23 protein-coding genes are annotated in these 26,494 nt (G+C 61.7%); 19 read left to right on the forward strand and 4 right to left on the reverse strand.

From position 1 onward, the window contains the following. The first annotated feature begins 1,104 nt into the window (after positions 1-1,104). From JQ848_RS23020 to JQ848_RS20080, 13 genes are all read left to right on the forward strand, one after another. The gene (locus JQ848_RS23020; RefSeq protein ID WP_408003743.1) at positions 1,105-2,148 is read left to right on the forward strand and encodes a methyl-accepting chemotaxis protein; all 1,044 of its coding nucleotides are present in this window, start codon (positions 1,105-1,107) and stop codon (positions 2,146-2,148) included. A 92-nt stretch (positions 2,149-2,240) separates the two neighbouring features. Next, a complete protein-coding gene (locus JQ848_RS20025; protein ID WP_161719768.1) occupies positions 2,241-4,019 on the forward strand; it encodes a protein-disulfide reductase DsbD in 1,779 nt (592 codons plus the stop codon). Positions 4,020-4,149: 130 nt separating this feature from the next. Continuing rightward, the gene (gene aroQ, locus JQ848_RS20030; protein ID WP_003439222.1) at positions 4,150-4,605 is read left to right on the forward strand and encodes a type II 3-dehydroquinate dehydratase; all 456 of its coding nucleotides are present in this window, start codon (positions 4,150-4,152) and stop codon (positions 4,603-4,605) included. A 25-nt stretch (positions 4,606-4,630) separates the two neighbouring features. Next, entirely contained in the window at positions 4,631-5,089 is a 459-nt protein-coding gene (gene accB / locus JQ848_RS20035; protein ID WP_003439221.1) for an acetyl-CoA carboxylase biotin carboxyl carrier protein, read from the forward strand. Between the two features lie 17 nt (positions 5,090-5,106). Further along, positions 5,107-6,465 carry an acetyl-CoA carboxylase biotin carboxylase subunit gene (accC, locus tag JQ848_RS20040; protein ID WP_003439219.1) on the forward strand — a complete coding sequence of 453 codons (1,359 nt, stop codon included), beginning with the start codon at positions 5,107-5,109 and terminating at the stop codon, positions 6,463-6,465. Positions 6,466-6,716: 251 nt separating this feature from the next. Beyond that, entirely contained in the window at positions 6,717-7,595 is an 879-nt protein-coding gene (gene prmA, locus JQ848_RS20045; protein WP_003439217.1) for a 50S ribosomal protein L11 methyltransferase, read from the forward strand. A 92-nt stretch (positions 7,596-7,687) separates the two neighbouring features. Further along, a complete protein-coding gene (locus JQ848_RS20050) occupies positions 7,688-8,932 on the forward strand; it encodes a DUF3426 domain-containing protein (RefSeq protein WP_202211063.1) in 1,245 nt (414 codons plus the stop codon). Positions 8,933-9,142: 210 nt separating this feature from the next. Beyond that, entirely contained in the window at positions 9,143-10,156 is a 1,014-nt protein-coding gene (dusB, locus tag JQ848_RS20055; protein WP_003439212.1) for a tRNA dihydrouridine synthase DusB, read from the forward strand. After that, complete coding sequence (gene fis, locus JQ848_RS20060; protein WP_003439210.1) at positions 10,153-10,473, forward strand: DNA-binding transcriptional regulator Fis; 321 nt, start codon at positions 10,153-10,155, stop codon at positions 10,471-10,473. The genes dusB and fis overlap by 4 nt, the downstream gene beginning before the upstream one ends. An 81-nt stretch (positions 10,474-10,554) precedes the next feature. Next, on the forward strand, positions 10,555-12,162 hold the full coding sequence (gene purH / locus JQ848_RS20065) for a bifunctional phosphoribosylaminoimidazolecarboxamide formyltransferase/IMP cyclohydrolase (protein WP_003439208.1): 1,608 nt from the start codon (positions 10,555-10,557) through the stop codon (positions 12,160-12,162). A gap of 121 nt (positions 12,163-12,283) precedes the next feature. Further along, positions 12,284-13,582, forward strand: coding sequence for a phosphoribosylamine--glycine ligase (gene purD / locus JQ848_RS20070; protein ID WP_003439206.1), 1,299 nt, complete (start codon positions 12,284-12,286; stop codon positions 13,580-13,582). Between the two features lie 98 nt (positions 13,583-13,680). Further along, positions 13,681-16,458 carry a hybrid sensor histidine kinase/response regulator gene (locus tag JQ848_RS20075; RefSeq protein ID WP_202211064.1) on the forward strand — a complete coding sequence of 926 codons (2,778 nt, stop codon included), beginning with the start codon at positions 13,681-13,683 and terminating at the stop codon, positions 16,456-16,458. 74 nt (positions 16,459-16,532) lie between these two features. Then, positions 16,533-17,129, forward strand: coding sequence for a MarC family protein (locus tag JQ848_RS20080; protein ID WP_003439201.1), 597 nt, complete (start codon positions 16,533-16,535; stop codon positions 17,127-17,129). Positions 17,130-17,188: 59 nt separating this feature from the next. Here the strand turns inward: JQ848_RS20080 and cobJ are convergent, their stop codons facing one another. From cobJ to cobG, 4 genes are read right to left on the reverse strand one after another with little or no spacing between them, the layout of a single operon-like run. Next, positions 17,189-18,856 (reverse strand): precorrin-3B C(17)-methyltransferase, encoded by a 1,668-nt coding sequence (cobJ, locus tag JQ848_RS20085; protein ID WP_202211065.1) that lies wholly within the window; start codon positions 18,854-18,856, stop codon positions 17,189-17,191. Further along, positions 18,853-19,587, reverse strand: a complete 735-nt coding sequence (locus JQ848_RS20090) for a precorrin-2 C(20)-methyltransferase (RefSeq protein WP_177412922.1) — start codon at positions 19,585-19,587, stop codon at positions 18,853-18,855. The genes cobJ and JQ848_RS20090 overlap by 4 nt, the downstream gene beginning before the upstream one ends. Continuing rightward, positions 19,584-20,210, reverse strand: coding sequence for a precorrin-8X methylmutase (locus tag JQ848_RS20095; protein WP_160626272.1), 627 nt, complete (start codon positions 20,208-20,210; stop codon positions 19,584-19,586). Before JQ848_RS20095 ends, JQ848_RS20090 begins: the two co-directional genes overlap by 4 nt. Continuing rightward, positions 20,203-21,507 carry a precorrin-3B synthase gene (gene cobG / locus JQ848_RS20100; protein WP_328821706.1) on the reverse strand — a complete coding sequence of 435 codons (1,305 nt, stop codon included), beginning with the start codon at positions 21,505-21,507 and terminating at the stop codon, positions 20,203-20,205. Before cobG ends, JQ848_RS20095 begins: the two co-directional genes overlap by 8 nt. A 280-nt stretch (positions 21,508-21,787) precedes the next feature. On the opposite strand from cobG, the gene cbiE reads away from it, so the two are divergent. The 6 genes from cbiE to JQ848_RS20130 all read left to right on the forward strand — a co-directional run bounded on the left by cbiE (position 21,788) and on the right by JQ848_RS20130 (position 26,462). Beyond that, positions 21,788-22,999, forward strand: coding sequence for a precorrin-6y C5,15-methyltransferase (decarboxylating) subunit CbiE (cbiE, locus tag JQ848_RS20105; RefSeq protein WP_202211067.1), 1,212 nt, complete (start codon positions 21,788-21,790; stop codon positions 22,997-22,999). After that, positions 22,992-24,089, forward strand: coding sequence for a cobalt-precorrin-5B (C(1))-methyltransferase (locus JQ848_RS20110; protein WP_202211068.1), 1,098 nt, complete (start codon positions 22,992-22,994; stop codon positions 24,087-24,089). The genes cbiE and JQ848_RS20110 overlap by 8 nt, the downstream gene beginning before the upstream one ends. Continuing rightward, positions 24,086-24,814 (forward strand): cobalt-precorrin-6A reductase, encoded by a 729-nt coding sequence (locus tag JQ848_RS20115; RefSeq protein ID WP_202211069.1) that lies wholly within the window; start codon positions 24,086-24,088, stop codon positions 24,812-24,814. Before JQ848_RS20110 ends, JQ848_RS20115 begins: the two co-directional genes overlap by 4 nt. A 293-nt stretch (positions 24,815-25,107) precedes the next feature. Continuing rightward, entirely contained in the window at positions 25,108-25,506 is a 399-nt protein-coding gene (locus tag JQ848_RS20120; protein ID WP_003439179.1) for a DUF2946 domain-containing protein, read from the forward strand. A gap of 47 nt (positions 25,507-25,553) precedes the next feature. Further along, positions 25,554-26,048: a copper chaperone PCu(A)C gene (locus tag JQ848_RS20125; protein WP_003439177.1), complete on the forward strand. Its 495-nt coding sequence runs from the start codon at positions 25,554-25,556 to the stop codon at positions 26,046-26,048. 42 nt (positions 26,049-26,090) lie between these two features. Further along, the gene (locus JQ848_RS20130) at positions 26,091-26,462 is read left to right on the forward strand and encodes a DUF2946 domain-containing protein (RefSeq protein ID WP_202211070.1); all 372 of its coding nucleotides are present in this window, start codon (positions 26,091-26,093) and stop codon (positions 26,460-26,462) included. Positions 26,463-26,494 lie beyond the last annotated feature (32 nt).

Here is a 26,494-nt window from a genome sequence, read left to right on the forward strand (position 1 = left end):
GCTGCGCGGCTGTCAATTTCAAGCGGGACAGCCTGATTGGAAACCGGGAGACCGCCTCGGGCCGAGAATCCAGCAATCAAGGCAAATAGCCACTATTTATGCGGAATACCCCCGCCCCGTCACATCGATGTCATACAAACGCCATAACTTCAGGCGCTTCTTACTGCGTAGTAGGCAAAACCCCGCATGCGCCTGAAGCTGCTAACCAACTTGAACACCCTGTTACTGGTCGCCGTATGCCTGGCGCTGGGCGCCACTTTATGGTGGTCGCAGCGGGCGCTGGAGCGTCCGTTCCTGTTGATGGAGCGCTACCTGAGCCTGTCGCAGCTGTTTCAGAATCAAGTTTCGCGCAACATTGAAGACTACCTGGCCAGTGGCGATGCCGTGCGCCTGAGCGAGGCCAACAGCGCGCTGGACAGGCTCCAGACAGCGCTCGACTCACTGCCCCCTGCCCTGGCCCAGGCCTGGCGCCCCAGCCTTGAAGAGCTGAGCCACTTCAGCAACAACCAATTGCTGGCTGCCGGCAAACTGGCCGCAGACCCACAAGCCCTGCTGCTGCAGGCTGAACGCGAGCTGGCCGGCAACCTGGAACAGCTCAGCCAGTATGCCCGGCAGGCCAGCACCCCCGAAGCCCGCCTTTATTCTGCGCCGTTGCTGACTGGCGCCCTGCATCTGGCCAGACTGTCCCTGAGCCGGGACAAACTGGTGAGCAGCGCCCGCAGCGAGCTGGCAGGCGAGGTGGAACGCGAACTCGCCAGCATCCGGGCCCAGGCACAGCAGATCGACGCCATGCCCTTACTGGGAGTAAGCGCGCAAAATACTTCCGGCAACGACGATTTCGCCGCGCTGATGGGGCTGCAAACCGAACGCACGACACAGGCCGAAGATGCGGGGATCGGCCTCAAGCGAGAGCTGAACAACCTGCTGAACCGCTACCCCGCCGAACTCAAGCGCACCCAGACCCAAATAGAACAACGGGCCCTGCTCGGCAACAGCACCCACCTGAAACTCAACGCCGTGCAACAGGCAATTGCCGCGCTGGAACCGCAAGTGCGCGCCGAGCACGGGCAGATCCAGAGCGAGGTGAGGCTGATCCAGGGCCTGATGATTGGCCTGATTCTGCTGATCGCACTGCTGATCGACACTCTGCAACGCAGACTGGCCAAGGTCCTGACCCATTTGACCGGGTCGCTGTCGACCTGGGCCGACGGCGACTTCAGCCGCGACATCCAGCTGGGCAAGACCAATCGCGAGCTGCATGACATTGAGGCTTCGCTCAATCGCCTGCGCCAGTACCTGGTGAATCTGGTGGGCACCCTGCGCCTGAATGCCCAACAGGTCGCCGGCAGCAGCCAGACCCTGGCCGAACTCAGCAACGGCCTGCACGGCGGCGCCGAACGCCAGGCTGTTGATACGGCCCAGATCCGTGACGCACTGGGCGAACTGGAGGCCACCATCACCCAGGTCGCAGGGGATGCCAGCCATGCTGCCGATGCCAGTCGCAGCGCCGGCCTGGCCGTTGCCCAGGGGCAGCGCGTAATAGACCAGAGCCTGACCGGGTTGCGCGCGCTGGTCGGGGAAGTACAAGGCAATGCACAGAGCATCGAACGCCTGGCAGAAGAGTCGGCGACCATTGGCGGGGTCTTGACCGTGATCCGCTCCATCGCCGACCAGACCAACCTGCTGGCACTCAATGCGGCCATTGAGGCCGCCCGTGCTGGAGAAATGGGCCGCGGCTTTGCCGTGGTTGCCGAAGAAGTCCGCTCCCTTGCGCAACGGACCGCAGGCGCCACCAGCGAGATCCAGACCCTCATTGGCGGGCTGCAACTGGCCGCCCGGCAATCGGTTGAGGGCATGCGCGCACAAGTGGAACATGCCCGGGCCACCGCCGAAAAAGCCCAGGACGCTGAAGGCGCGCTGGATGAGATTGTCGGTGCGATTACCACCATCTCCGGCACCGCAATGCGCATCGCCGACGTCACCGCACAACAAGGCACGGCTGTGGGGGAGATTCGCAACCACAGTGAGCGCATTCACCAATTGGGCGACGACAACCTGCAACGCATCGCTGTTGCTCGGGACCAGAGCCAGCAATTGCTGGAGCTGGGCGGCAAATTGAACTCAGCCGTGCACAGCTTTCGCCTGTAAAAGCGAGCTTGCTCGCGAGCAAGCTCGCTGCTGCAGGGCATCTCAGCATTCACTCCGCTATCATGCGCCCACGTTTGATTTGCGAGATTCCTATGCGCCGCCTGTTCCTTGTTCTGTGTTTGCTGCTCGCCGTACCGGCCATGGCCGCCGGCCTGCTGGATAACCGGCCCAGCTCTACCCTGGGTGCAATCAATAACAGCAACGACTTTTTACCGGTGCGTGACGCGTTCAGGCTCAACCTGATCGACAGCACGCCCGAGACCATCAAGCTGCGTTTTGTCCCCACCGAAGGCTATTACCTGTATCGCCACAAGTTCGCCTTTAGCACCGAACCCGCCGATATCGCCCTGGCCACGCCACAGTTACCGCCCGGCGAGCAAAAGCACGATGAGTATTTCGGCGACGTCGAGGTCTATCACGGCATTCTTGATGTCGACATCCCGCGCCCGACCGATGATCAGCGTCCGTTCACCCTGGTGGTCACTTACCAGGGCTGCGCCGACAAGGGTTTGTGTTATCCACCGGAAACCGAACGCCTGAGCATCGGCGGCACCCCGGTTTCGACCGCGACCGGCGACAGTGCCGCACCAGCCATCAATAGCTGGACCTGGCGCGAGCTGGCGCTGTTCTTCCTCGCCGGCCTGGGCCTGACCTTTACCCCCTGCGTGCTGCCGATGCTGCCGATTTTGTCGGGCGTGGTATTGCGTGGCCAGGTGGGCGGGCTGCGCGGCTTTAGCCTGTCACTGGCCTACGTGCTGCCAATGGCCGCCTGCTTTGCACTGCTCGGCGCGCTGATGGGGATGTTCGGCGCACAGCTCAACCTTCAGGCACGCCTGCAATCGGTGTGGGTACTGGCGCCCTTTGCCCTGTTCTTCGCGATTTTTGCCCTGGCCATGTTCGGGGTGTTCGAACTGAAGTTGCCGCAAGCCATCAGCAACCGCCTTGATCGCGTCGCCAACCGCACCCAGGGTGGCTCGCTGTGGGGCGCTGCCGTGCTCGGCGTGGTGTCCAGCCTGCTGGTATCGCCCTGCGTCTCGGCCCCGCTGGCGGGAGCATTGCTCTATATCAGTGCCAGTGGTGATGCCCTGGGCGGCGGTTTGAAACTCTTTGCCCTGGGGCTGGGCATGGGCGCGCCCCTGCTGCTGGTCGCAACCGGCGGTGCGGCCTGGTTACCAAAAAGCGGGCCATGGCTGGTCAGCGTCAAAAACGCCATTGGCGTGCTGTTGCTCGGTTTGGCCATCGCCCTGCTCAGCCGCGTGCTGCCGGGCCCCGTTACCCTGCTGTTGATTGGTCTGCTGGCGGCCGGGGTGAGTCTGTTTCTCGGCACTCTGGAGTTCGGCTACAAAACCCCGCGCCAACGTCTGGCGCAGTTGCTTGGGCTATTTCTGCTGGTTTACGCCCTGGCCTGCTGGTACGGCGCCCTCAGCGGTCAAAGCGACCCGTTCAGGCCGCTTGGACACTGGCAGCCTGCGGCATCAGCCGCCGGCCCGGCCCAAAGCAGCAGTGAATGGCAAACCGTCAGCACCGCAGAGGAGCTGGACAAGGTGTTGGCACAAGCCAGTGCCGCCGGCCAGCCGCTGTTGCTGGACTGGTACGCCGACTGGTGTATCAGCTGCAAGGTGATCGAGCACGAGGTCCTGAACAACCCGCAGGTGCTGGACCGGCTCAAAGGCTACCGGCTGGTACGGTTTGACATGACTGCCAGCAATGCCGGGCAGCGCGCCCTGCTCGACCGCTACCAATTGTTCGGCCCTCCGGCACTGATGTTCTTTGGCAAAAACGGCAGTGAAAAAAGTGACTTGCGGGTCATCGGCGAGATCAATGCAGCAGACTTCGCCGAACGTGTCGACAACGCAAATGACCGGATCTAGAGAGCTGGTCACAAACTTTTCGCGAACATCGGTCATCGTGCTGGCTATTGCAGTTAACTGGACAGCGAATCCGCTTTTCGGCATAGTCGCCCGGCATTGATAACTGCACACACATAACAAGGAACAGCAGATGGCGACTTTTCTGGTTCTGCACGGCCCCAACCTGAATTTGCTCGGCACCCGCGAGCCGGGCGTCTACGGCGCTACTACCCTGGCGCAAATCAATCAGGACCTGGAGCAGCGGGCCCGCGATGCCGGTCACCATTTGCTCTATCTGCAAAGTAATGCCGAGTATGAGTTGATCGACCGGATCCACGCTGCCCGCGATGAAGGCGTGGACTTTATCCTGATCAACCCGGCTGCTTTTACCCACACCAGCGTGGCATTACGTGACGCGCTGCTGGCGGTGAGCATCCCATTCATCGAAGTGCATTTATCAAACGTGCACAAACGCGAACCTTTCCGCCATCACTCCTACTTCTCCGACGTTGCGGTAGGTGTGATCTGCGGCCTTGGCGCCAGCGGTTATCGACTGGCCTTGGAGGCCGCCCTGGAACAGCTTGAACTACAAGCTAAACGCCCCTGACCGACCCATTGGGAGTTGACGATTCATGGATATCCGTAAAGTTAAGAAACTGATCGAACTGCTGGAAGAGTCCGGCATCGACGAGCTGGAAATCAAAGAAGGCGAAGAGTCCGTACGCATCAGCCGTCACAGCAAGACTCCTGCTCAACAGTTCTACGCACCAGCGCCAATGCAAGCTCCGGCTGCTGCTCCGGTTGCTGTTGCTCCGGTTGCCACCGTGACCGAAGCACCTGCTGCACCAAAACTGAACGGTTTTGTGGTCAAGTCGCCAATGGTCGGTACTTTCTACCGTACCCCGGCACCTACCTCGCCAGCCTTCGTTGAAGTCGGCCAGACCGTTAAGGTCGGCGACACCATTTGCATCGTTGAAGCGATGAAAATGATGAACCACATCACGGCCGAAAAAGCCGGTGTTATCGAATCCATCCTGGTAGAAAACGGTCAACCGGTTGAGTTCGATCAACCGCTGTTCACCATCGTTTGAACCACGGGGAGCCAACGATGTTGAAGCCTCAGAAGCTGGAAAAAGTCCTGATCGCCAACCGCGGTGAGATCGCCTTGCGCATCCTGCGGGCCTGTAAGGAACTGGGCATCAAGACCGTTGCGGTGTACTCCACCGCCGACAAGGAGCTGATGCACCTGGGCCTGGCAGACGAAACCGTCTGCATCGGTCCGGCACCCGCCAACCTGTCCTACCTGCACATCCCGGCCATCATCGCGGCAGCCGAAGTCACTGGCGCCACGGCGATCCACCCGGGCTACGGCTTTCTGGCTGAAAACGCCGATTTCGCCGAGCAAGTCGAGAAATCCGGCTTCGCCTTTATCGGCCCGAAAGCCGACACCATTCGCCTCATGGGCGACAAGGTATCGGCCAAGCACGCCATGATCGCTGCCGGCGTTCCGACTGTTCCGGGTTCTGACGGCCCGTTGCCGGAAGACGAAGCAACAGCCCTGCGCATCGGCCGCGAAGTCGGCTACCCGGTGATCATCAAAGCCGCTGGCGGCGGTGGTGGTCGCGGCATGCGTGTGGTGCACCGCGAAGAAGACCTGATCGAAGCAGCCAAGCAGACCCGCGAAGAAGCAGGCGCCTGGTTCAGCAACCCGATGGTCTACCTCGAAAAATACCTGACCAACCCGCGTCACGTGGAAGTTCAGGTCCTTTCCGATGGCCAGGGTCACGCGATCCACCTGGGCGACCGCGATTGCTCGCTGCAACGCCGTCACCAGAAAGTTCTGGAAGAAGCACCGGCACCGGGTATCGATGAAACTGCTCGTGCAGAGGTTCTGGCGCGCTGCGTCAAGGCCTGCATCGATATCAACTACCGTGGCGCAGGCACCTTCGAGTTCCTGTACGAGAATGGTCGCTTCTACTTCATCGAGATGAACACTCGTGTGCAAGTGGAGCACCCGGTTTCCGAAATGGTCACCGGCATCGACATCCTGAAAGAGATGTTGAGCATCGCGGCAGGCAACAAGCTGTCCTTCACCCAGGATGACGTGAAAATTCACGGTCACTCCCTGGAGTGCCGGATCAACGCTGAGGACCCGGCGACATTCATGCCGAGCCCTGGTCTGGTCAAGCATTTCCACGCACCGGGCGGCAATGGCGTTCGCGTCGATTCGCACCTGTACAGCGGCTACAAGGTTCCGTCCAACTACGACTCCCTGATCGGCAAACTGATCACCTGGGGCTCGACCCGTGACGAAGCCATGGCCCGCATGCGCAATGCGCTGGACGAAATCGTGGTCGACGGGATTAAAACCAACATCCCGCTGCACCGCGACCTGGTGAATGACGAAGGCTTCTGCAAAGGCGGCGTCAACATTCACTACCTGGAACACAAACTGGCCAAGCAGTAAGTTTGATTCCAGATCAACCAGGCCGCCTTCGGGCGGCCTGGTCGTTTCTGCAACCTACCCACGCTTTGCGGGAGCTGGCTTGCCAGCGATTGTCCCGTCGCCAGCATCGCCGGCAAGCCAGCTCCCAGTGGCGATGTACGACGAGGGCTTTTCATCGTTTTTTGATTACCCGCACCGCCCTCGCTCGCGTAAACTGGCGCGCTTCTCGCAGCCCACCGGTTGCACACTCCTATTTTTCAAAGGTGCCCGCCATGCCTTGGCTGCAAGTACGCCTCGCCATCAGCCCGGAACAAGCCGAAACCTACGAAGACGCGTTCCTCGAAGTCGGCGCCGTATCGGTAACGTTCATGGATGCCGAAGATCAGCCGATCTTCGAACCTGAACTCAACACCACCCCGTTGTGGTCCCACACCCATTTGCTGGCACTGTTCGAAGGCGGCACCGAAGCCGACCTCGTTCTGTCCCATCTGGAACTGCTGACCGGCTCGCCCCTGCCCGAGCACCATGCCGAAGTCATCGAAGACCAGGACTGGGAACGCAGCTGGATGGACAACTTCCATCCGATGCGCTTCGGTCAGCGCCTGTGGATCGTCCCGAGCTGGCACGCCGCGCCGGAACCGGACGCCGTGAACCTGCTGCTGGATCCGGGCCTGGCCTTTGGTACCGGCACCCACCCGACTACCGCACTGTGCCTGGAATGGCTCGACGGTCAGGACCTGAAGGACTGCAGCGTGCTGGACTTCGGTTGCGGCTCGGGGATTCTGGCAATCGCCGCCCTGTTGCTGGGGGCCAGACAGGCCATCGGCACCGACATCGACGTACAGGCGCTGGAAGCCTCGCGCGATAACGCCGGGCGCAACAATGTCGCCGCAGAGCTGTTCCCGCTGTACCTGCCCGAAGACCTGCCACAGGTTCAGGCCGACGTGGTGGTTGCCAACATCCTGGCCGGCCCCCTGGTCTCCCTGGCCCCGCAGCTGTCGAGCCTGGTCAAACCGGGCGGTCGCCTGGCGCTGTCGGGCATCCTCGCCGAACAGGGCGAAGAAGTCGCCGCAGCCTACGCCGCAGACTTTGATCTTGACCCGATCGCCAATCGCGATGGCTGGGTGCGCATCAGTGGCCGTCGCCGCTAGAGCCTGTTGACCTTTGGTTGCGGCCGCGACGCGGCTCGCAATCAAACGGGTACAGCCCCTACAATGCACGCCTGCCCAATCCGGATGGCCACATGAGCGATAGCTTCGTTACCCAGTGTCCACACTGCCAGACCAATTTTCGCGTCAACCACGCCCAACTGAGCGCGGCTCGCGGCGTTGTGCGCTGTGGCGCCTGCCTGCAAGTGTTCAATGCTGCACAGCAACTGCTGAACAAACGCACTGAAAATGAACAACTGCCGACAGTAACGACCCCTGATGTTGCAGAACCCGAGGTCATCGAGCCGCCTGCCGGGCCCAAGCCCGTCAGCCCGGAACACTGGCAAGCAGCCGAACTCGATCTCGACCATCTGGATCTGGATGAAGAACTGGCCCGGCTCGAAGAGCGTGAGATCCAGCCCAGCAAAAGCTTTGGCCAGCCCCACAAGGCAAAAGACAGCTCACTGAGTGCCCGGCGCGACAGCCCGGACGCCGAAGAAAGCCAATGGGCAGACAGTCTGTTCAGCGATTCGGCGGCCGAACGCGCCGAAACCTCAGCGCTCGCCAGCAAAGCCGCAGAGAAGCTCAGCGAACCCGCCTCAACGGGGCGCACCGAGCCGTCATTATCACTGGACCTCGACGAGCCGGATGAAACGCCGCCGCTCAAGCTTTCACTGGACGATGAGCTGGAGCCGGGACTGACCGGCGAACACCTGAGCGCGAGCGATGATGAGGACGACGAGCCCCCTGAGCCGTTGCCCCTGAGCAAGCGCAGGCGCAACGAACCAAGAGTGCGTGAAGACGCACTGCTGGATCTGGTCGACGACCCGCTGCAGCTGGACTGGCAAAAACGCCGTACACCATGGGGCAAACGCCTGCTTTGGGTCTTGCTGATACTGCTGGCCGGCGCGGCACTGGCCGGACAATATATTGCCAATCATTTCGATGAACTGGCCCGACAGGATCAATACCGCCCGATCTTCCAGCAACTGTGCCCGCATCTCGGCTGCACAGTGCCGTCCAGGGTCGATATAGACCGAATCAAAAGCAGCAATCTGGTGGTACGCAGCCATCCCGAGTTCGCCGGAGCGCTGGTGGTAGACGCCATCCTCTACAACCGCGCGCCGTTCTCCCAGCCTTTCCCGCTGCTGGAGCTGCGGTTCGCCGACCTGCACGGCAAAATGATCGCCAGTCGCCGTTTCAAGCCCGGCGAATACCTGATCGGTGATCTGGCCAAGGCCGAAATGCCGCCACAGACACCTATCCACATTGCCCTGGACATTCTCGATCCAGGCCCGAAAGCCGTGAACTACAGCCTGAGCTTTCATTCCCCGGAATGAGCGCGTGGCGCTTTTAGCTGCAAGAGGCAAGTTAGAAGTGAAATGCTGATTTGCTGTGTATTGCAGCTTGTCGCTTGAGGCTTGTGGCCAGCCTTCGGCTCCAATTGTTCAAAATTCATCCAATTGCGTCTTTATCCGGTCATCGAGAGCGGGTATCATGCCAACCCTTTTTCGAACTCCCAAGATCCGGCCCCACAACAGGGAAGTCCTATGTCGGCGGTACGCATCGGCCCATATACATTGCACAACGGTTTGATCCTCGCCCCTATGGCGGGCGTCACCGATCAACCTTTTCGTCAGCTTTGCCGACGGATGGGCGCGGGACTGGTTGTCTCGGAAATGGTCACCAGCGACATGAGTCTCTGGAATAGCCGCAAGTCACGCTTGCGCATGATTCACGACGGTGATCCCGAGCCCCGCTCGGTACAGATTGCCGGCGGTGACGCGCAAATGCTGGCAGATGCCGCCAGGGCCAATGTGGAACTGGGCGCGCAGATTATTGATATCAACATGGGATGCCCGGCAAAAAAGGTCTGCAACAAGGCCGCGGGCTCCGCGCTACTGAAAGACGAAGCATTGGTGACCGAGATCCTGCAGGCCGTCGTGGCTGCGGTTGATGTGCCGGTCACCCTGAAGATCCGCACCGGCTGGGACCGGGACAACAAAAACGGCCTGACCGTGGCGAAAATTGCCGAACAGGCCGGAATTGCTGCTCTGGCGGTGCACGGCAGAACCCGCGCCGACCTGTACACCGGTGAAGCCGAATACGACACCATCGCCGCGATCAAGCAGGCGGTGTCGATACCGGTATTTGCCAACGGCGACATAGATTCACCCCACAAGGCCCGGCACGTGCTGCAAGCGACCGGCGCTGACGGACTATTGATTGGCAGGGCGGCCCAAGGGCGGCCCTGGATTTTCCGCGAAGTTGATCACTTTCTGCGTACCGGGCAACTCCTGCCGGCACCACAGATGAGCGAAGTGGAACGTATTCTGCTAGAGCATTTGGCTGCACTGCACACCTTCTATGGGGAGGTATTGGGGGTACGTATTGCCCGCAAGCATGTCGGCTGGTATCTCGCAACCTTGCCGGGCGCCAAGGAGTTTCGCGCCCACTTCAATCGTTTAGAAGATACGGAAGCACAATGCGCCAACGTTCAGGCGTTTTTCGCCGAACGACACAAGAGCCTGGGGACAGGGGACGAAGGATGGGTGGCCGCATGACGATGATGACCGAGACATTAGTGAGTGGAACAACGCCCGTGAGCGACAACGTCAACCTGAAACAGCACCTCAATACACCGAGCGAAGAAGGTCAGACCCTTCGTGGCAGTGTCGAAAAGGCGCTGCACAATTACTTCGCCCACCTGGAGGGCGCTGAAGTCACGGACGTGTACAACCTGGTACTTTCCGAAGTCGAGGCCCCGCTGCTCGAGTGCGTCATGAACTACGTCAAGGGCAACCAGACCAAGGCCTCAGAGCTGCTGGGACTTAATCGCGGCACCTTGCGCAAAAAACTCAAGCAGTACGATCTGCTGTAAGCATTCAATCAAACCTGAAAGGCGTCCCGGTAAAACGGGTCGCCTTTTTTGCTGACTCCTTTGCTTTTGATGGAAATCGAGATGACCGATCAGACTACCCGCCTGCCGATCCGCCGCGCTTTAATCAGCGTTTCCGATAAAACCGGAATCCTTGATTTCGCCCGTGAACTGGAAGCCCTCGGCGTCGAGATCCTCTCCACCGGCGGTACGTTCAAGCTGCTCCAAGACAACGGCGTAGCCGCTGTCGAAGTTGCGGACTACACCGGCTTTGCGGAAATGATGGACGGGCGGGTGAAAACCCTGCACCCGAAAATCCACGGCGGCATCCTGGGCCGTCGCGGCATCGATGACGACATCATGAACGAGCACGGCATCAAGCCGATCGATCTGGTAGCCGTAAACCTCTACCCCTTCGAAGCAACCATCAACAAGCCGGGCTGCGACCTGCCGACCGCCATCGAGAACATCGATATCGGCGGCCCGACCATGGTCCGTTCGGCAGCAAAAAACCACAAAGACGTAGCGATCGTGGTCAATGCCAGCGATTACGCCAACGTGCTGGAAAACCTCAAGGCCGGTGGCCTGACCTACGCCCAGCGTTTCGACCTGATGCTCAAGGCGTTCGAACACACCGCCGCCTACGACGGCATGATCGCCAACTACCTGGGCACCGTTAACCAGACAGCCGAAACCCTGAGCACCGAAGGCCGCAGCCTGTTCCCGCGCACCTTCAACAGCCAGTTCATCAAGGCCCAGGAAATGCGCTACGGCGAGAACCCGCATCAAAGCGCGGCGTTCTACGTAGAAGCCAAGCCGGCCGAAGTCAGCATCGCAACCGCCACCCAGCTGCAAGGCAAAGAGCTGTCGTTCAACAACGTGGCCGACACCGATGCCGCGCTGGAATGCGTAAAAAGCTTTGTCAAACCGGCCTGCGTGATCGTCAAGCACGCCAACCCGTGCGGCGTCGCAGTCAGCCCGGACGCCGAAGGCGGCATCCGTCAGGCCTATGAGCTGGCTTACGCCACTGATACCGAGTCGGCATTCGGCGGCATCATCGCCTTCAACCGCGAGCTGGACGCCGAAACGGCCAAAGCCATCGTCGAGCGTCAGTTCGTTGAAGTGATCATCGCCCCGTCCGTGAGCGAAGAAGCCCGCGCCATCGTGGCCGCCAAAGCCAACGTACGCCTGCTGGCCTGCGGCGAGTGGAGCGCAGACCGCGCACCGGCCTGGGACTTCAAGCGGGTGAATGGCGGTTTGCTGGTACAAAGCCGCGACATCCAGATGATCGGCAGCGAAGACCTGAAAGTCGTCACCAAGCGCGCACCGACCGAACAAGAGATCCACGACCTGATCTTTGCCTGGAAAGTCGCCAAGTACGTCAAATCCAACGCCATCGTCTACGCCAAGAACCGTCAGACCATCGGTGTCGGCGCTGGCCAGATGAGCCGCGTAAACTCGGCCCGCATTGCTGCGATCAAGGCCGAGCACGCCGGTTTGCAAGTGCAGGGTTCGGTCATGGCATCCGACGCGTTCTTCCCGTTCCGTGACGGTCTGGACAATGCAGCCAAGGCCGGTATCACTGCGGTGATCCAGCCGGGCGGCTCGATGCGTGACAACGAAGTGATTGCTGCAGCCGACGAAGCCGGGATTGCCATGGTGTTCACCGGTATGCGCCACTTCCGTCACTAACTAGACGTCCCTTTCTGTAGGAGCGAGCTTGCTCGCGATCTTTTGACTGCTCGCGAGCAAGCTCGCTCCTACAGAGAAACAAAGCGTTTCCCAGAATTCAGCGTCATCCGAGGTTTTTGAAATGAATGTTTTGATCATTGGCAGCGGTGGCCGCGAACACGCACTGGCCTGGAAAGTAGCTCAGGACCCGCGTGTCGCCAAAGTATTCGTTGCCCCGGGCAACGCCGGCACCGCCATTGAAGCCAAGTGCGAGAACGTTGCTATCGACGTGCTGGCCCTTGAGCAACTTGCAGATTTCGCCGAGAAAAATGTCTCGCTGACCATCGTTGGCCCTGAAGTTCCACTGGTAGCCGGTGTGGTCGATCTGTTCCGCGCCCGCGGCCTGGATTGCTTCGGCCCGACTGCCGGCGCTGCCCAGCTCGAAGGCTCCAAGGCTTTCACCAAGGATTTCCTGGCACGCCACAAGATCCCGACCGCCGACTATCAGAACTTCACTGAAATCGAGCCGGCGCTGGCGTACCTGCAAAAAGTCGGCGCCCCTATCGTGATCAAGGCTGACGGCCTGGCAGCAGGCAAAGGCGTAATCGTCGCCATGACCCTGACTGAAGCCGAAGATGCCGTGCGCGACATGCTCGCGGGCAACGCATTCGGCGAAGCCGGTTCGCGCGTCGTTATCGAGGAGTTCCTCGATGGCGAAGAAGCCAGCTTCATCGTGATGGTCGACGGCAAGAACGTGTTGCCGATGGCCACCAGCCAGGACCACAAACGCGTCGGCGATGCCGATACCGGCCCCAACACCGGCGGTATGGGCGCTTACTCCCCGGCGCCAGTGGTCACTGCGCAAGTGCACCAGCGCGTGATGGATCTGGTTATCTGGCCAACCGTGCGCGGCATGGCCGAAGAAGGCAACGTCTACACCGGGTTCCTGTACGCAGGCCTGATGATCGACAAAGCCGGCAACCCTAAAGTCATCGAGTTCAACTGCCGTTTCGGCGATCCGGAAACCCAACCGGTGATGCTGCGCCTGCAGTCGAGCCTGGTGCTGCTGGTAGAGGCTGCTCTGGCCCAGGCGCTGGACAAGGTAGAAGCACAATGGGACCCGCGCCCGAGCCTGGGCATCGTCCTGGCTGCAGGCGGCTACCCTGGCGACTACGCCAAGGGTGCAGTGATCCATGGTCTGGATGCTGCAGCCAAACTGGAAGGCAAGGTGTTCCACGCCGGCACCGCCCTCAATGCCGCTGGCGAAGTGGTGACGGCCGGTGGCCGTGTACTGTGCGCGACCGCCATGGGTGACACCGTTGCAGCAGCTCAAGAACAGGCTTATGCACTGGCCAAAACCATCGAATGGGATGGTTGCTTCTACCGCAACGACATTGGCTACCGGGCCATTGCACGCGAGCGCGGCGAAACCCAGGAATAGGTAACCCATATGGACAGGCAAGGGATCAAACCCTTGCCTAACTATTCCAGCGCCGCGCATAGTTACCATCAGGCTTCAATATACGAAGGGATTTCAGCGTGCGCTGGCTTAGGATCGCCATAGGTATTACCGTCAGTCTACTGACTGCTTTGCTCTATTTAACGCCGGTGCAGGCGGCCCAAGGCAACCTTTGGTCTGTCCTTCTGGACCATAGTGGCGACCTGCAACTGAGCGATGTCAGTTCCCCCCGCTTAAGCAATCAATTCAGCCCAATCGAGCTCGAAGAGCTGACCGCAGCCAACCCCGATGAGGCGTTATGGTTGCGATTCCGGCTGCAGCCCAACAAGCATGAACAGATTTTGCGAGTCTTCGCCCCGGATCTTGCACGTCTTGACCTGTACGTTCTCGACGGCAAAAAACTGATCAGCGAAACCAGCGCCGGCAGTACATTGCCGACGTCCGACAAACCGCTGTCCAGCAGCGACTACCTGCTGCCCTTGCCCCAAAGCTCTCAAGAGCTGGATGTGTATCTGCGCCTGGTTTCGGAGCATCAACTGCGCCCGCACATTACCCTCGATTCCGCCGTCATACTCGCCGCCAACCAGGGCATGACCCTGCTCTACGGGCTGTTGCTCGGCTGCCTGGCAATGCTGGTGCTGCACAACCTGATCCGCTTTGCTTTCACCCGCTCAGTCAGCAGCCTGTGGCTCGCTGCCTGCGAAGCCTTGCTCCTGATCAGCTCGGCGCTGTTCTTGAATCTGCTGGGGCCCTGGTTTCCCGAGTGGCACAGCGCCCACCCACCCGGGGCCTATCTGGCGCTGATACTGACGGCGCCTTGCGGGTTGATGTTCACCTACAGTTTCTTCGGCGCCCGCAGCGCCCACAGGTTGCAGAAACTGTTGCTGCTCAACACCCTGATTATCTGTATCGGCGGCCTGCTGGTGCTGTTCTTCGACACCCTGCCGTTAAACGTGATGACCTATGGCCTGGTCGGGCTTGCAAGCATGAGCATCCTGCTGGTCTCGGTTCACCACTTGCAGCAAGGCTACCGCCCTGCCCGCCTGTTCGTGGTGGCCATGATTGTGTTCAACATCGGCACCCTGGTCATTCTCCCGACGCTCCTGGGCCTGACCCTGATCGCGCCCCAGGAACTGATCCTGGCCTTGATGGCGGTGGTCTGTATCTGCGGCCTGCTGATGAGCATCGCCCTGAGCGAACGCGCTCGCAGCATCGCCGAGGACCAATTCAGCATCAGCCGTGACCTGGCCGCCAGTAACGCCGAAGTGAATGCCAAAGCCGAATTCCTGGCCAAGATCAGCCATGAAATTCGCACCCCGATGAACGGGGTACTGGGCATGACTGAACTGCTGCTGGGGACACCACTGTCGGTCAAACAACGTGACTACGTACAGACCATCCACAGCGCCGGCAATGAACTGCTGACGCTCATTAATGAAATTCTCGATATTTCCAGGCTCGAGTCGGGCCAGATCGAACTGGACGATGTGCAGTTCGACCTCAATGCCCTGATCGAAGACTGCCTGAATATCTTCCGCACCAAAGCCGAACAGCAAAACGTCGAACTCATCAGTTTCATTCAGCCACAGGTCCCGAGGGTCATCAGCGGTGACCCCACCCGCCTGCGCCAGACCCTGCTGAGCCTGCTCGAAAGCGCGCTGAAGAAAACCGTCGAAGGCGAGATATTGATTGTCGTGGCACTGGAAGAGCGCACTCAGCCGCCACGGTTGCGCATCGCCATCCAGGACTCCGGCCAGCCGATGGATGAACAGGAGCGCGAAGCCCTGCTCAGTGCCGAACTGCACAGCAAGAACTTCCTCGCCGCTACCCGCCTGGGCGGTCACCTGGGGCTGGTCATCGCCCGCCAGCTGATCAGCTTGATGGGCGGTGAGTTCGGCATAAAGCCGGGGCAAACCAGGGGCAGCAATCTATGGCTGACCCTGCCCCTGGACCCGCAACACCTCGAGCACCCGACCTCCGACCTGGACAGCCCGCTCAAGGGTGCACGGGTACTGGTGGTCGATGACAACGACACCTGCCGCAAAGTGCTGGTACAGCAATGCTCGGCCTGGGGTTTGAGTGTCAGCGCGGCGGCCTCGGGCAAAGAAGCCCTGGCCCTGTTACGCACCAAGGCGCATCTGCGCGACTACTTCGACATTGTGCTGCTGGACCAGAACATGCCGGGCATGACGGGCATGCAACTGGCGGCCAAGATCAAAGAAGACCCGAGCCTGAACCACGACATCCTGCTGGTGATGCTGACCGGCATCAGCAACGCCCCGAGCAAGATCATTGCCCGCAACTGCGGGATCAAGCGCATTCTGGCCAAACCGGTGGCGGGCTATACCCTGAAAACCACCCTGGCCGATGAACTGACCCAGCGCAACAAAGGCCAGGTCTCTGCGCAGCTCCCGGCCAATGGCCCGCCAACAGCGGTGACGGTGCCTGGCGACTTCCGCATCCTGGTTGCCGAAGACAACAGTATTTCCACCAAGGTCATTCGCGGCATGCTGGGCAAGCTCAATTTGCAGCCCGACACGGCCTGTAACGGCGAAGAGGCCTTGAAGGCCATGAAAGCGCAGCGTTATGACCTGGTATTGATGGATTGCGAAATGCCGGTAATGGACGGCTTCTCGGCCACTGAGCAATTACGCGCCTGGGAAGTCAGCCATCAACGTATCCGCACCCCGGTGGTGGCGTTGACCGCACACATCCTGGAGGAGCACAAAGAACGGGCGCGCCAGGCCGGCATGGACGGACACATGGCCAAGCCGGTCGAGTTGTCGCAACTGCGCGAGCTGGTGGAATATTGGGTGGCGCAACGGGAGTTGCGTGAATCCCAGGCGCAGCATTCCTAGGGCCCTACGCTGGCCGACAGACTGCCGGCGGCCTGATAGACTTTCGTCGCCTTTCTTCGGTGTGAGCTCAGACCATGCTCCATGTATTGTTCAGTGTGTATTTGAAGATGCTGGTGCTCTACAGCCCGTTCTTCGTGCTCTCATGCTTTATCAGCCTGACCCGTGGCTACTCCAACAAAGAGCGCCGTCGTCTCGCCTGGAAAGTGGCGCTGGCCACCTTGATATCCAGCGTCTTGCTCTACCTGTTCGGGCGGGCGATCTTCAGTGTTTTCGGGATTACCGTCGACGCCTTCCGCATCGGCGCCGGCAGCGTGCTGTTCATCTCGGCACTGGGCATGGCCCAGGGCAAATCGGCCGTGCAAACCGACAACGTGCAGCAGGATGTCACCATAGTGCCGCTGACCATTCCGTTGACGGTCGGACCGGGCACCATCGGTGCCCTGCTGGTCATGGGGGTCAGCCAGCCGCACTGGGATGACAAGCTGATGGCGATAGTCAGCATTACCCTGGCCAGCCTGACCGTCGGCGTAGTGTTGTACCTGTCCAACAGGATCGAGCGGATTCTGGGTGACCAGGGCCTGCAGATCGTCAGCCGCCTGATGGGCCTGTTCGTTTGTGCGCTAGCGGCGCAGATCATCTTCACCGGAATCCGCGGGTATCTAGTGCCCTGACCTCCCGCGCCCCGTCAGCGATTACAGAGCATGGCCCCATTGCGGGGCCATGCTGCCCGTCAGGGCTTTTCGCCGTACCAGCGTGGCGTGTACACCCACTCTGTGCCGTCGGCACGCGGGAAGGTGCAGGTGGTAGACGAGCCAATCAGCACCATGGTGCGCATATCCACCTGATCCGCAGTCAACGCGCCCAAAGTGATAGTCCGCAATGTCTGGCCCGGGCGGCCAATGTCGCGCCCCAGCACCACCGGCGTCTGTGGGCTGCGGTGCCGGGCCACGATTTCCAGCGCAACCCCCAGCTGCCAGGGCCGTGAGCGGGAAATCGGGTTGTAGAACGCCAGCGCCAGATCCGCCTCGCAAGCAAGGTCCAGACGCTTTTCGATGATGCTCCACGGCTTGAGGTTGTCCGACAGCGACATCACGCAGAAGTCATGCCCCAATGGCGCACCGGCCTGCGCGGCGGTAGCCAGCGATGCCGAAACCCCGGGCAGGATTTCCAGGTCGACGTTGTGCCACTGCGCATCACCAGACTCATGCAAGGCTTCAAGCACGGCGGCGGCCATGGCAAAAACCCCCGGATCACCCGAAGACACCACCACCACCGAGCGACCACTGGCCGCCAGTTCAAAGGCATGCCGCGCGCGCTGCATTTCTTCACGATTATCGGTGCAGTGCAGCACTTGATCGTCGCGAAACGGTCCGGCCATCCGCACATAGGTTTCGTAACCCAGCACGTCATTGGCCCGCGCCAGTTCGGCCTTGACCGCAGGCACCATCAATTCTGCAGCGCCGGGGCCAAGGCCGATGACTGCCAACCGCCCCCGGGCCCTGCCGATCTGTTGCGGGTCCAGAGGAACCGAAGCGACCCCCAGGGCCAAACCACTGCCCGACTCGTGCCAGGCCAAAGGTAGCGCCTGCTCCTCGGCACTCACGAAGCGTAGCGGCACAGCCAGCTCAGCCGCCGCCTCACGCAGTTGCGGGCTCGCCATCAAGGTGTCGTCGGCAACGATGCAGGCCAGCGATTGCCAGGCCAGCTTCACTGCATGCAACGCCTCACGGATCCCCTGCGCTGCAACAACGGAGCTGACCCGGGCTACAACATTGCGCGGGTAGATCAGCAGTTCATTGGCCGCGGGTTCACGCTCGGCACTGCTGACGCAGATCGCCAGCCGCGCCTGCGGGTTTTCAGGCAGTTGTGCACCGGCCAGCCAGGGCGCATCGCCTTCGATACGCACTGACTCGCCCGCGAGCAAATCCGAGACAAAGCGTTTGCCCACCTCCAGGTCGCCCAGGGCATAGCCCCTCGGCGGGTTCAGCAGGCAGGTGCCAAAACGCAATTCGCCGCTGGTGGTGATGGCCGGGGCAACCTGCAGACCGGCAGCGATTTCCCGCGCCATGTCATTCACCCCCCCCAGACCTCCCAGCAGCGGAACCACCGCGCTGGCGTCTTCGGCCACGGCCAGCACCGGCGGCTCGGCGCCTTTCTCCAGCAGCAGCGGAGCCAGGGTGCGAATCACAATCCCGGCGGCGCACAGCGCAATAATCGGCGTGTCTTGCTGATACAGCTGGCGCAGGGTCGCGCCAAAATCGCTGTAGCTGCGGTCTGGCGCGTCAACCCGCCCGGCCAGGCCGTAAATCAACGCCTGAGGGTAAAGCTGCTGGATGCGCCGGGCCGTTGCCAGGCTGCCATTGCCCAGAATCACAATGGCCGGGGCCGGGCGACTCAACCTTGCCACCGTTCGCCGGGCACGATGATCAACGAGAAATAAGGCGACGACATCGGCTCCACTTCATTGAGCGGGACGATTTTCTGGTTGCTCATGGTCGCGCGCTCGACGTACAGCGCACGCTCGGCCAGCCCCAGCTCCCCCAGAACCTCGCGCACTTTATGAAAGTTGCGCCCCAGCTTCATGATCACGGCAGCGTCGGCATCGGCCAGACGCCGCTTGAGTTCATCGTGGGGCAGCACCCCCGACAGCACCGACAGGCTCTGATTGCGATACACCAGCGGCACGCCGAGCACCGAAGCGCCGCCCAGCATCGAGCACACCCCCGGCACCACTTGCGCTTCAAAGCGCTCGGCCAGACGGTCATGCAAGTACATGTAGGAGCCATAGAAGAACGGATCGCCTTCGCAGATCACCGCCACATCACGGCCGGCCTGCAAATGCACGGCAACCTCTACGGCCGCCTGATCGTAGAAGTCGCTGATGATTTGTTCATACGACAGCGGTTCGGGCAACACCTCGGTGGTCACCGGGTACACCAGTGGCATCAAGGTTTGCGCGTCTTGCAGGTGCGCTTCGATGATGCCGAACGCGTTGCCTTTTTTGCCTTTGGCCACGAAGTACGCCACCACCGGCGATTCGCGCAGCAGGCGCAAGGCTTTAACGGTAATCAGCTCCGGATCGCCGGGACCGACGCCCAGACCGAGCAAACGTCCAGGTTGAGTCATCATTCGATCTCCGTGGCCAGTGCGTTGACCGCTGCCGCAGCCATCGCGCTACCGCCGCGGCGGCCCTGCATGATCACAAACGGCACGCCACGGCTGTCTGCCGCCAGCATCGCCTTGGATTCTGCTGCCCCGACAAAACCTACCGGGAAGCCCAGAATCAGGGCCGGTTTCGGTGCCCCGGCGTCAATCATCTCCAGCAGGTAAAACAGCGCGGTCGGTGCATTGCCAATCACCACCACGCTGCCTTCCAGATACGGGCGCCACAGTTCCAGGGCCACCGCCGAGCGGGTGTTGCCCTGCTCCAGCGCCATCTCGGCCACGCCTTCTTCCTTGAGCGTGCAAATCACCTGGTTATTGGCAGGTAAACGCGTACGCGTCACACCTTCAAGCACCATGCGTGCATCGCACAGAATCGGCGCGCCGGCGGCCAGCGCATCGCGCCCGGCCTTGCCCGCACCGGGGGAAAAACGCAGGTCTTCGATGGCGTCGACCATGCCGCAGGCGTGAATCACCCGCACTGCGAGTTTTTCCAGGTCTGCCGGGATGCTCTGGAGGTTGGCTTCGGCCCGGATAATGGCGAAGGAGTTGCGATAGATCTCTTGACCATCGCGGATGTAATCAATCATCGGTGTTGCTCCGTTGGCGGGCCTCAAGCCAGGCGCCTGCCGCTTCAATAGTAAGATTGCGCCCATGCAGAACACCGAAACCCGGCTGTTCTGGAGCACGTAAATAGAGGTCGTAATGACCGGGCGCCACGGCCAGCAGAGTGACCGGCGCAATATGGGCTGCCGCACATGAACGCCGGCAACCGGTCAGATGCACATTCAGCGGTTGGCGCAGACCCGCAGCGAGCTGGCGGGCATCCTGTTTGGTGTCCGCCAGGCCTTTCGCGCACGCCTCGGAGCCAGTGCAGGCCACCAGATGGGCCAGCGGCTGCGCCGCCTCACACAACAAACCCAGCGCCTCTAACTGGAGGGTCACAGCTGGTGCATCGCTGGTCTTGATCCCAGGCAGCAACACACTTTGCCAGGGGCTGAACCGCAGGGTGCCGTCACCAGATTCGTCAGCCAGTTGCGCCAGCCCCCGGAGCATGGCGGCATCCAGACGCCCCAGGCCGGGAACCGCGCCGATATACACCCGGCCCTGCTGGCGCTGGGCAAAAGTACCGATATGCCTCACCCCGGGCGCGACACCCCGTGGCCCAATGGCCAGCGGGATCAACCCTACGCTGAGCCGTTGCTGTAACTGCTCGATGAAGTGCTCGACGGCAACTTCCTCAAGCAGATGCCGCATTCTGGTTTGCTCAGGCCGGGCCAGATCGAGAAACAGCAACAGCACCGCCATCACCAGTTCATGGGCCTGTGCCAGCGGCACCGCAGCCAATGCCGGGTTGTGCGCCGGGCAGCCGGCCAGACCGAAAGCCATCACCAACTGACCGTCCAGCTCAATCACCGATAGCCACAGATCGTGCGGGTGCTCCAGCATCACCAGGGCTTCGCCAGCGTCCAGTTGCAGCGCGAACTTGGCTGACAACTCGGCCAGCCGCGGGGTGTTTTGCAGACTGGCAAGCAGCTCTGCGGCCAGCGGCCGGGTATCGATGCGCATCTGCGGGTCGATACCCGCAGCCGGGCTCAGCATCAGGTTGCGCACATCGTCACCCGCTGCCGTCGCAGGCCCCAGACCTGCCGCCAGCAAGGGTTCAACCAGAGCCCGATGTTGCGCCCCGACCCCGCGAATCTGCAGGTTGCCACGGTTGGTCGCTTCAATGACGCCACTGGCATAGCGCTGCGCCACATCCGCCACGGCACGGGCCTGCATCGAGGTGATGCAGCCACCATCGAGCTTGACCCGGCAAATCCCGCCGTCCAGCGCCTGCACGATACGCAGCAACCCCGGGCAAGCCGTAGGGCGCACGGGCGTCATGACAGGGAGTTGAGGTGGCAAGGTCAAAGGTCGATCCAGGCAGGCAATGGGCTGTTGCAGGTGGCGCATTATGCCTGCTTTGGGCGACCGCATGAAAAGCTTGCCGGACGGAATACCCGCTGCGGGCAACCTTAAGCAGCATTACCTGCAACAGAGCCCGCCCGCCCGCTTTATGGGCGAGGCGCCGAGAGCCCAAGGCGCGCTATCATGGGCGCCCTGCCGGCGCGTCTTGCAACAGTGCTGGCGGATGGAAAAATCAGCGTTTACCAAGAGGATCGGCATGTCGCCCTGGCTAACAATTGTGGGAATCGGTGAAGACGGCTTCAGCGGCCTGGGCAAAAACGCCCGGCGCGCCCTGCTCAGTGCCGGCAACGTGTTTGGCGGTCCGCGCCAGCTGGACTTGCTGCCCGCCTGCATCCGCGCCGAACGCCAGGCGTGGCCGAGCCCGTTCTCACTGGCACCGGTCCTGGCCTTGCGCGGTACACCGGTGTGCGTGCTGGCCAGCGGCGACCCCATGTGGTTCGGTGTGGGGGCCAGTCTTGCCCGGGTGGTAGCCAGCGATGAAATGCAGGTGCTGTCTGCCCCGTCATCTTTCTCGCTGGCCGCCGCCCGACTGGGCTGGGCCTTGCAGGATGTACTGACGCTGTCGGTGGTGGCGCGGCCTGTCGCCGCGCTCAATGCTCATCTGCACAGCGGCGTGCGCCTGCTGGTGCTGAGCAACGACGCCAGCAGCCCGGCGGCCGTTGCTGCCCTGCTGCGTGAACGCGGCTTTGGCCCGAGCCGCCTGAGGGTACTTGAGCATCTGGGCGGCCCGGCCGAGCGGCGAGTCGAGGCCAGTGCCGATGACTGGAACGACCCGCCCGTGGCGGCGCTCAACCTGATCGCCATCGACTGCCTGGCCGATACCGACACCCGGCCGCTGTCACGAAGCGGCGGGCTGCCCGACAGCGCGTTCCGCCATGACGGCCAACTGACCAAACGCGATGTACGGGCCGTTACCCTGGCCCGTCTGGCGCCGTTGCCGGGGCAGTTGTTGTGGGACGTGGGCGCCGGCAGCGGCTCGATCGGAATCGAATGGATGCGCACTTACCCCAGTTGCCGCACCCTGGCCATCGAAGCCGATGCCGGGCGCCAGCAATTGATCGAACACAACCGCGATGCTCTGGGCGTACCCGGCCTGCAACTGATCCGCGGCAAGGCTCCGCAAGCCCTTGAAGGGCTGGAGCGCCCGGACGCGGTCTTTATCGGCGGCGGCGTGACCCGCGAAGGGGTGCTCGACACCTGCTGGCAACAGCTCAAACCCGGCGGGCGCCTGGTGGCCAATGCCGTCACCCTGCAAAGCGAAATGCTGCTGATGAGCTGGCGCGAGCGTCACGGTGGCGAACTGACCCGAATCCATATCGCCCAGGCGCAACCGCTGGGGGAATTCGATACCTGGCGTCAGGCCTTGCCGATAACCCTCTTAGACGTGACCAAACCTCTCGATGCGTGACGAAACCGCCGAACAACCCGCGCCGCTGCGCAGCGGCCTGACCACCGGCAGCTGCGCCACAGCCACCAGCCTGGCCGCCGCGCGCCTGCTGCTCAGCGGGGTCAGCCATGACGCCGTCGCCATCACCTTGCCCAAAGGCAAGATCGTCACCATGCGCCTGGAGTTCTGCCGCCTGTGCGATCAGGGGGCCGAAGCCGGCACCATCAAGGATGCCGGGGATGACCCGGATGTAACCCACGGCGCGCTGCTTTACTCCCAAGTGAGTCTCAGGCCGGAACCGGGTATCGGCTTTGTCGCCGGCCTCGGAGTGGGCACCGTGACCCGCCCGGGTCTGGTACTGGCCGTGGGGGAACCGGCGATCAACCCGGTGCCGCGCAAAATGATCACCGAACACCTGCTGCTGCTGGCAGCCGAACTGGGCTACAGCGGCGGCTTTACCGTCACCGTCAACGTCCAGGACGGCGCGGCCCTGGCGTTGAAAACCATGAATCCGCGACTGGGGATCCTGGGTGGTCTGTCGATATTGGGCACCAGCGGCATCGTCCGCCCGTTCTCCTGCGCGGCTTACATAGCCTCGATCCATCAAGGCATCGATGTGGCCAAGACCAACGGCTACCTGCACATCGCCGCCTGCACCGGCAATGCCAGCGAAGACACCATGCGCCGGGTCTACAACCTGCCGGAAATTGCCCTGATCGAAATGGGCGACTTTGTCGGTGCCGTACTCAAGCATCTGCGCAAAGTACCTGTGGATAAGTTGAGCCTCTGCGGCGGCTTCGGAAAAATCACCAAGCTGGCGGCCGGGCATATGGATTTGCACAGCCGCCACTCCAGTATCGACCTGCCGCAGCTGGCCGAATGGGCCGCCGCCAGCGGTGCCGACAGCGAGTTGCAAGAGGCGATCCGCCAGGCCAATACCAGCCAGCAAGCCCTGGCAATGGCCAGTGCTGCGGGCATCGCCCTGGGTGATGCGGTGTGCCAGCACGCCCTCGACTTCGCCCGTAGTGTGGTGCCGGCACAGGTGCAGGTCGAAGTGTTTGCCATCGACCGCCAAGGCGGGATAGTCGGTCACGCCGGAGCCTTTGCATGAAACGAATCCTGTTGCTGGGCGGCGTCACTGAAGCGCTGGCCATGGCCCGCAGCCTGGGGCCGCAACACATTTACAGCCTGGCCGGCGTCGGCCGCGTGCCCGCGGACTTGCCCTGTGAAGTGCGGGTTGGCGGTTATGGCGGCGCCGAAGGGCTGGCACAGTACATACGCCAGCAGCGCATTGATTTGCTGCTCGACGCCACTCACCCCTACGCCGCACAAATCAGCCACAACGCAGTCAGCGCTGCCGCCCTCGCCGGTATCCCGTGCTGGGCCTTGCGCCGCCCGGCCTGGCAGCCCCAGGCCGGAGATAACTGGCGCGAAGTGGCGAACTGGGCCGAACTGGTCGAGGCGCTAAAACCGTTTCAGCGCCCGCTGTTCACCCTGGGCCGCGAGCCGCTTGAGCATTTGCATGAAATCCCCGAAGGACAGTTCTGGACTTTGCGCGCCCTGGACACTTACCCCGGCAATGCCCGTTGCGAAGTGATCGGCGCCCGGGGGCCATTTGTGATCGAAGATGAGCGCACCCTGTTCGCCCAACGCCGCATCGACGTACTGATCAGCAAAAACAGCGGCAGCAGCGCCACTGAGCCCAAGCTCGAAGTCGCCCGCGAACGCGGGACTCCGGTGTTGATTCTCAAACGCCCGCAGTTGCCAGAGGTTGACCGTGCATTTTTGACCGGCGATGAAGTGCTGCAGGCGCTGAAGCGGGAGAGTTATTTGTGAATATGGACCAATGCTGTGCTGTAAAACCCGCATGCTTGCAGCGTTGAAAAAGCTCGCGAGCAAGCTCGCTCCTACAGGGTTTACTGCGCCATTGTGGGAGCCGGCTTGCCGGCGCGCGGCACCTGCATCGCTGGCAAGCCAGCTCCCACAGCGAACGGGTAAGTTTTCAACCCCAGAACCAAGACAGCCTGAACTACACTGACGCGACATTTCGCCACACAGCCTGTGTTTTTACTTACGTCGGTCATTCAGGCTAAATAGCCGCCTTGATGCCATCACTCATGGAATTGTTCATGTCCCGACAACGCTTTGCATTTGCCTGGATCGCCTGCTTCGCAGTGCTGTTCAACATGCTCGCCATGTCGACGGCCGGAGCCATGGGCGGGGCAAGGCAAGAAGCGGGCGAACAGTTCATGTGGAGCAGCTTTTGCACCTCCACCGGCACCAAGATGGTTGCCGTGTCACTGGGCAAGCTTGACGCCGGCGACAGCCGCAAAGACGATCACTCGAACATGCAGCATTGCTGGTGCTGCTCGGGCGCGGCACCGCTGGTGGCTTTGCCGGCGCATATCCCGACTCTGTATTTCGCCGCCATCGAACATGGCCACAGCCAAGTCCCCGATCACCTCAAACGCCCCACCCCGCGCCAGCAATGGCCGAGCCTCAACCCCCGCGCTTCCCCTCTGGCCTGATTCATCCTCGCAACCACTTTGCGTTTGAATCGTTCCGGAGAATTGCCATGTTGAACCTGTCACTGGTCAAGAATGCCCTGATCGCGGCGGCTTTGCTGCTGCCTGCCTGTTTCGCCAACGCCCATGAATACCAAAGCGGCACGCTGCAAATCGCTCATCCGTGGTCCCAGCAGTTACCGCCCAATGCGCCGACCGTGGCCGCGTATTTCGTGATTCACAACACCGGCACCAGCGCCGACCGCCTGGTCAGTGTCGACACCCCCATTGCCGATAAAGCCGAGCTGCATCAGCACGTGATGCAGGGCGACTTGATGAAGATGCAACCGGTGCCCAGCGTCGAGGTTGCCCCCGGCGGCACCGTCACGTTCGCGCCCATGGCGTACCACGTGATGCTGCTCGGCCTCAAAGACCGCAGTCTGCTGCAGGACGGCAAACACTTCCCCATGACCCTGCACTTTGAAAAGGCCGGTGCCATCACGGTTGATGTGAACGTGCAGAAACAGGCGCCGCCCGCCAGCACGGAAGCCATGCACACCCACTAACGGTCACTGATCCCCGTGGGCGCCCCTCGCGCCAGGCACGCCATGTCGCAGATTCGCGGCAGCTGGCTGAGCCTGTTCGCCATGCTGATTATTTTTATCGGCCCGCTGATTTCCCAAGCGGTGCCGATGGATCATCACGCCTCCATGAACATGACGATGCCGATGTCGGCCGGCATGTCGATGCAAGACCACGGCGAGCACGGCAAACCGTCCGCCGATCACCACGCGATTTGGGAAAAGTGCGGCTATTGCACCCTGCTGTTCAGTTGCCCGGCACTGCCCAACGCCCCGACCCTGACCCTCCATAGCGCCCCCCCTCCGGGCAACTATCTGGCGGCGACCACCCTGCTGGGCCATGCCCGGCAACCGGTCTTCCCCGGCGCCCGCTCCCGCGCCCCGCCAGCATTCCTTTAAGCACCGCCCCCACAAATTCACAGGCCCGCCTG

Origin of the sequence: Pseudomonas paraversuta, assembly GCF_904067025.1 — a bacterium.
Lineage (GTDB): Bacteria > Pseudomonadota > Gammaproteobacteria > Pseudomonadales > Pseudomonadaceae > Aquipseudomonas > Aquipseudomonas paraversuta.

What these genes read in the sequence shown, in the direction of transcription:
- dusB (WP_003439212.1), top strand. Translation starts at nt 9,143, where the DNA reads ATGTCGGCGGTACGCATCGGCCCATATACATTGCACAACGGTTTGATC.
- JQ848_RS23020 (WP_408003743.1), top strand. Translation starts at nt 1,105, where the DNA reads ATGATTGGCCTGATTCTGCTGATCGCACTGCTGATCGACACTCTGCAA.
- purH (WP_003439208.1), top strand. Translation starts at nt 10,555, where the DNA reads ATGACCGATCAGACTACCCGCCTGCCGATCCGCCGCGCTTTAATCAGC.
- cobG (WP_328821706.1), bottom strand. Translation starts at nt 21,507, where the DNA reads ATGACGCCCGTGCGCCCTACGGCTTGCCCGGGGTTGCTGCGTATCGTG.
- JQ848_RS20110 (WP_202211068.1), top strand. Translation starts at nt 22,992, where the DNA reads ATGCGTGACGAAACCGCCGAACAACCCGCGCCGCTGCGCAGCGGCCTG.
- JQ848_RS20115 (WP_202211069.1), top strand. Translation starts at nt 24,086, where the DNA reads ATGAAACGAATCCTGTTGCTGGGCGGCGTCACTGAAGCGCTGGCCATG.
- JQ848_RS20025 (WP_161719768.1), top strand. Translation starts at nt 2,241, where the DNA reads ATGCGCCGCCTGTTCCTTGTTCTGTGTTTGCTGCTCGCCGTACCGGCC.
- cbiE (WP_202211067.1), top strand. Translation starts at nt 21,788, where the DNA reads ATGTCGCCCTGGCTAACAATTGTGGGAATCGGTGAAGACGGCTTCAGC.
- JQ848_RS20125 (WP_003439177.1), top strand. Translation starts at nt 25,554, where the DNA reads ATGTTGAACCTGTCACTGGTCAAGAATGCCCTGATCGCGGCGGCTTTG.
- fis (WP_003439210.1), top strand. Translation starts at nt 10,153, where the DNA reads ATGACGATGATGACCGAGACATTAGTGAGTGGAACAACGCCCGTGAGC.
- JQ848_RS20130 (WP_202211070.1), top strand. Translation starts at nt 26,091, where the DNA reads ATGTCGCAGATTCGCGGCAGCTGGCTGAGCCTGTTCGCCATGCTGATT.
- purD (WP_003439206.1), top strand. Translation starts at nt 12,284, where the DNA reads ATGAATGTTTTGATCATTGGCAGCGGTGGCCGCGAACACGCACTGGCC.
- aroQ (WP_003439222.1), top strand. Translation starts at nt 4,150, where the DNA reads ATGGCGACTTTTCTGGTTCTGCACGGCCCCAACCTGAATTTGCTCGGC.
- JQ848_RS20080 (WP_003439201.1), top strand. Translation starts at nt 16,533, where the DNA reads ATGCTCCATGTATTGTTCAGTGTGTATTTGAAGATGCTGGTGCTCTAC.
- JQ848_RS20120 (WP_003439179.1), top strand. Translation starts at nt 25,108, where the DNA reads ATGTCCCGACAACGCTTTGCATTTGCCTGGATCGCCTGCTTCGCAGTG.
- JQ848_RS20095 (WP_160626272.1), bottom strand. Translation starts at nt 20,210, where the DNA reads ATGATTGATTACATCCGCGATGGTCAAGAGATCTATCGCAACTCCTTC.
- accC (WP_003439219.1), top strand. Translation starts at nt 5,107, where the DNA reads ATGTTGAAGCCTCAGAAGCTGGAAAAAGTCCTGATCGCCAACCGCGGT.
- JQ848_RS20050 (WP_202211063.1), top strand. Translation starts at nt 7,688, where the DNA reads ATGAGCGATAGCTTCGTTACCCAGTGTCCACACTGCCAGACCAATTTT.
- prmA (WP_003439217.1), top strand. Translation starts at nt 6,717, where the DNA reads ATGCCTTGGCTGCAAGTACGCCTCGCCATCAGCCCGGAACAAGCCGAA.
- accB (WP_003439221.1), top strand. Translation starts at nt 4,631, where the DNA reads ATGGATATCCGTAAAGTTAAGAAACTGATCGAACTGCTGGAAGAGTCC.
- JQ848_RS20090 (WP_177412922.1), bottom strand. Translation starts at nt 19,587, where the DNA reads ATGATGACTCAACCTGGACGTTTGCTCGGTCTGGGCGTCGGTCCCGGC.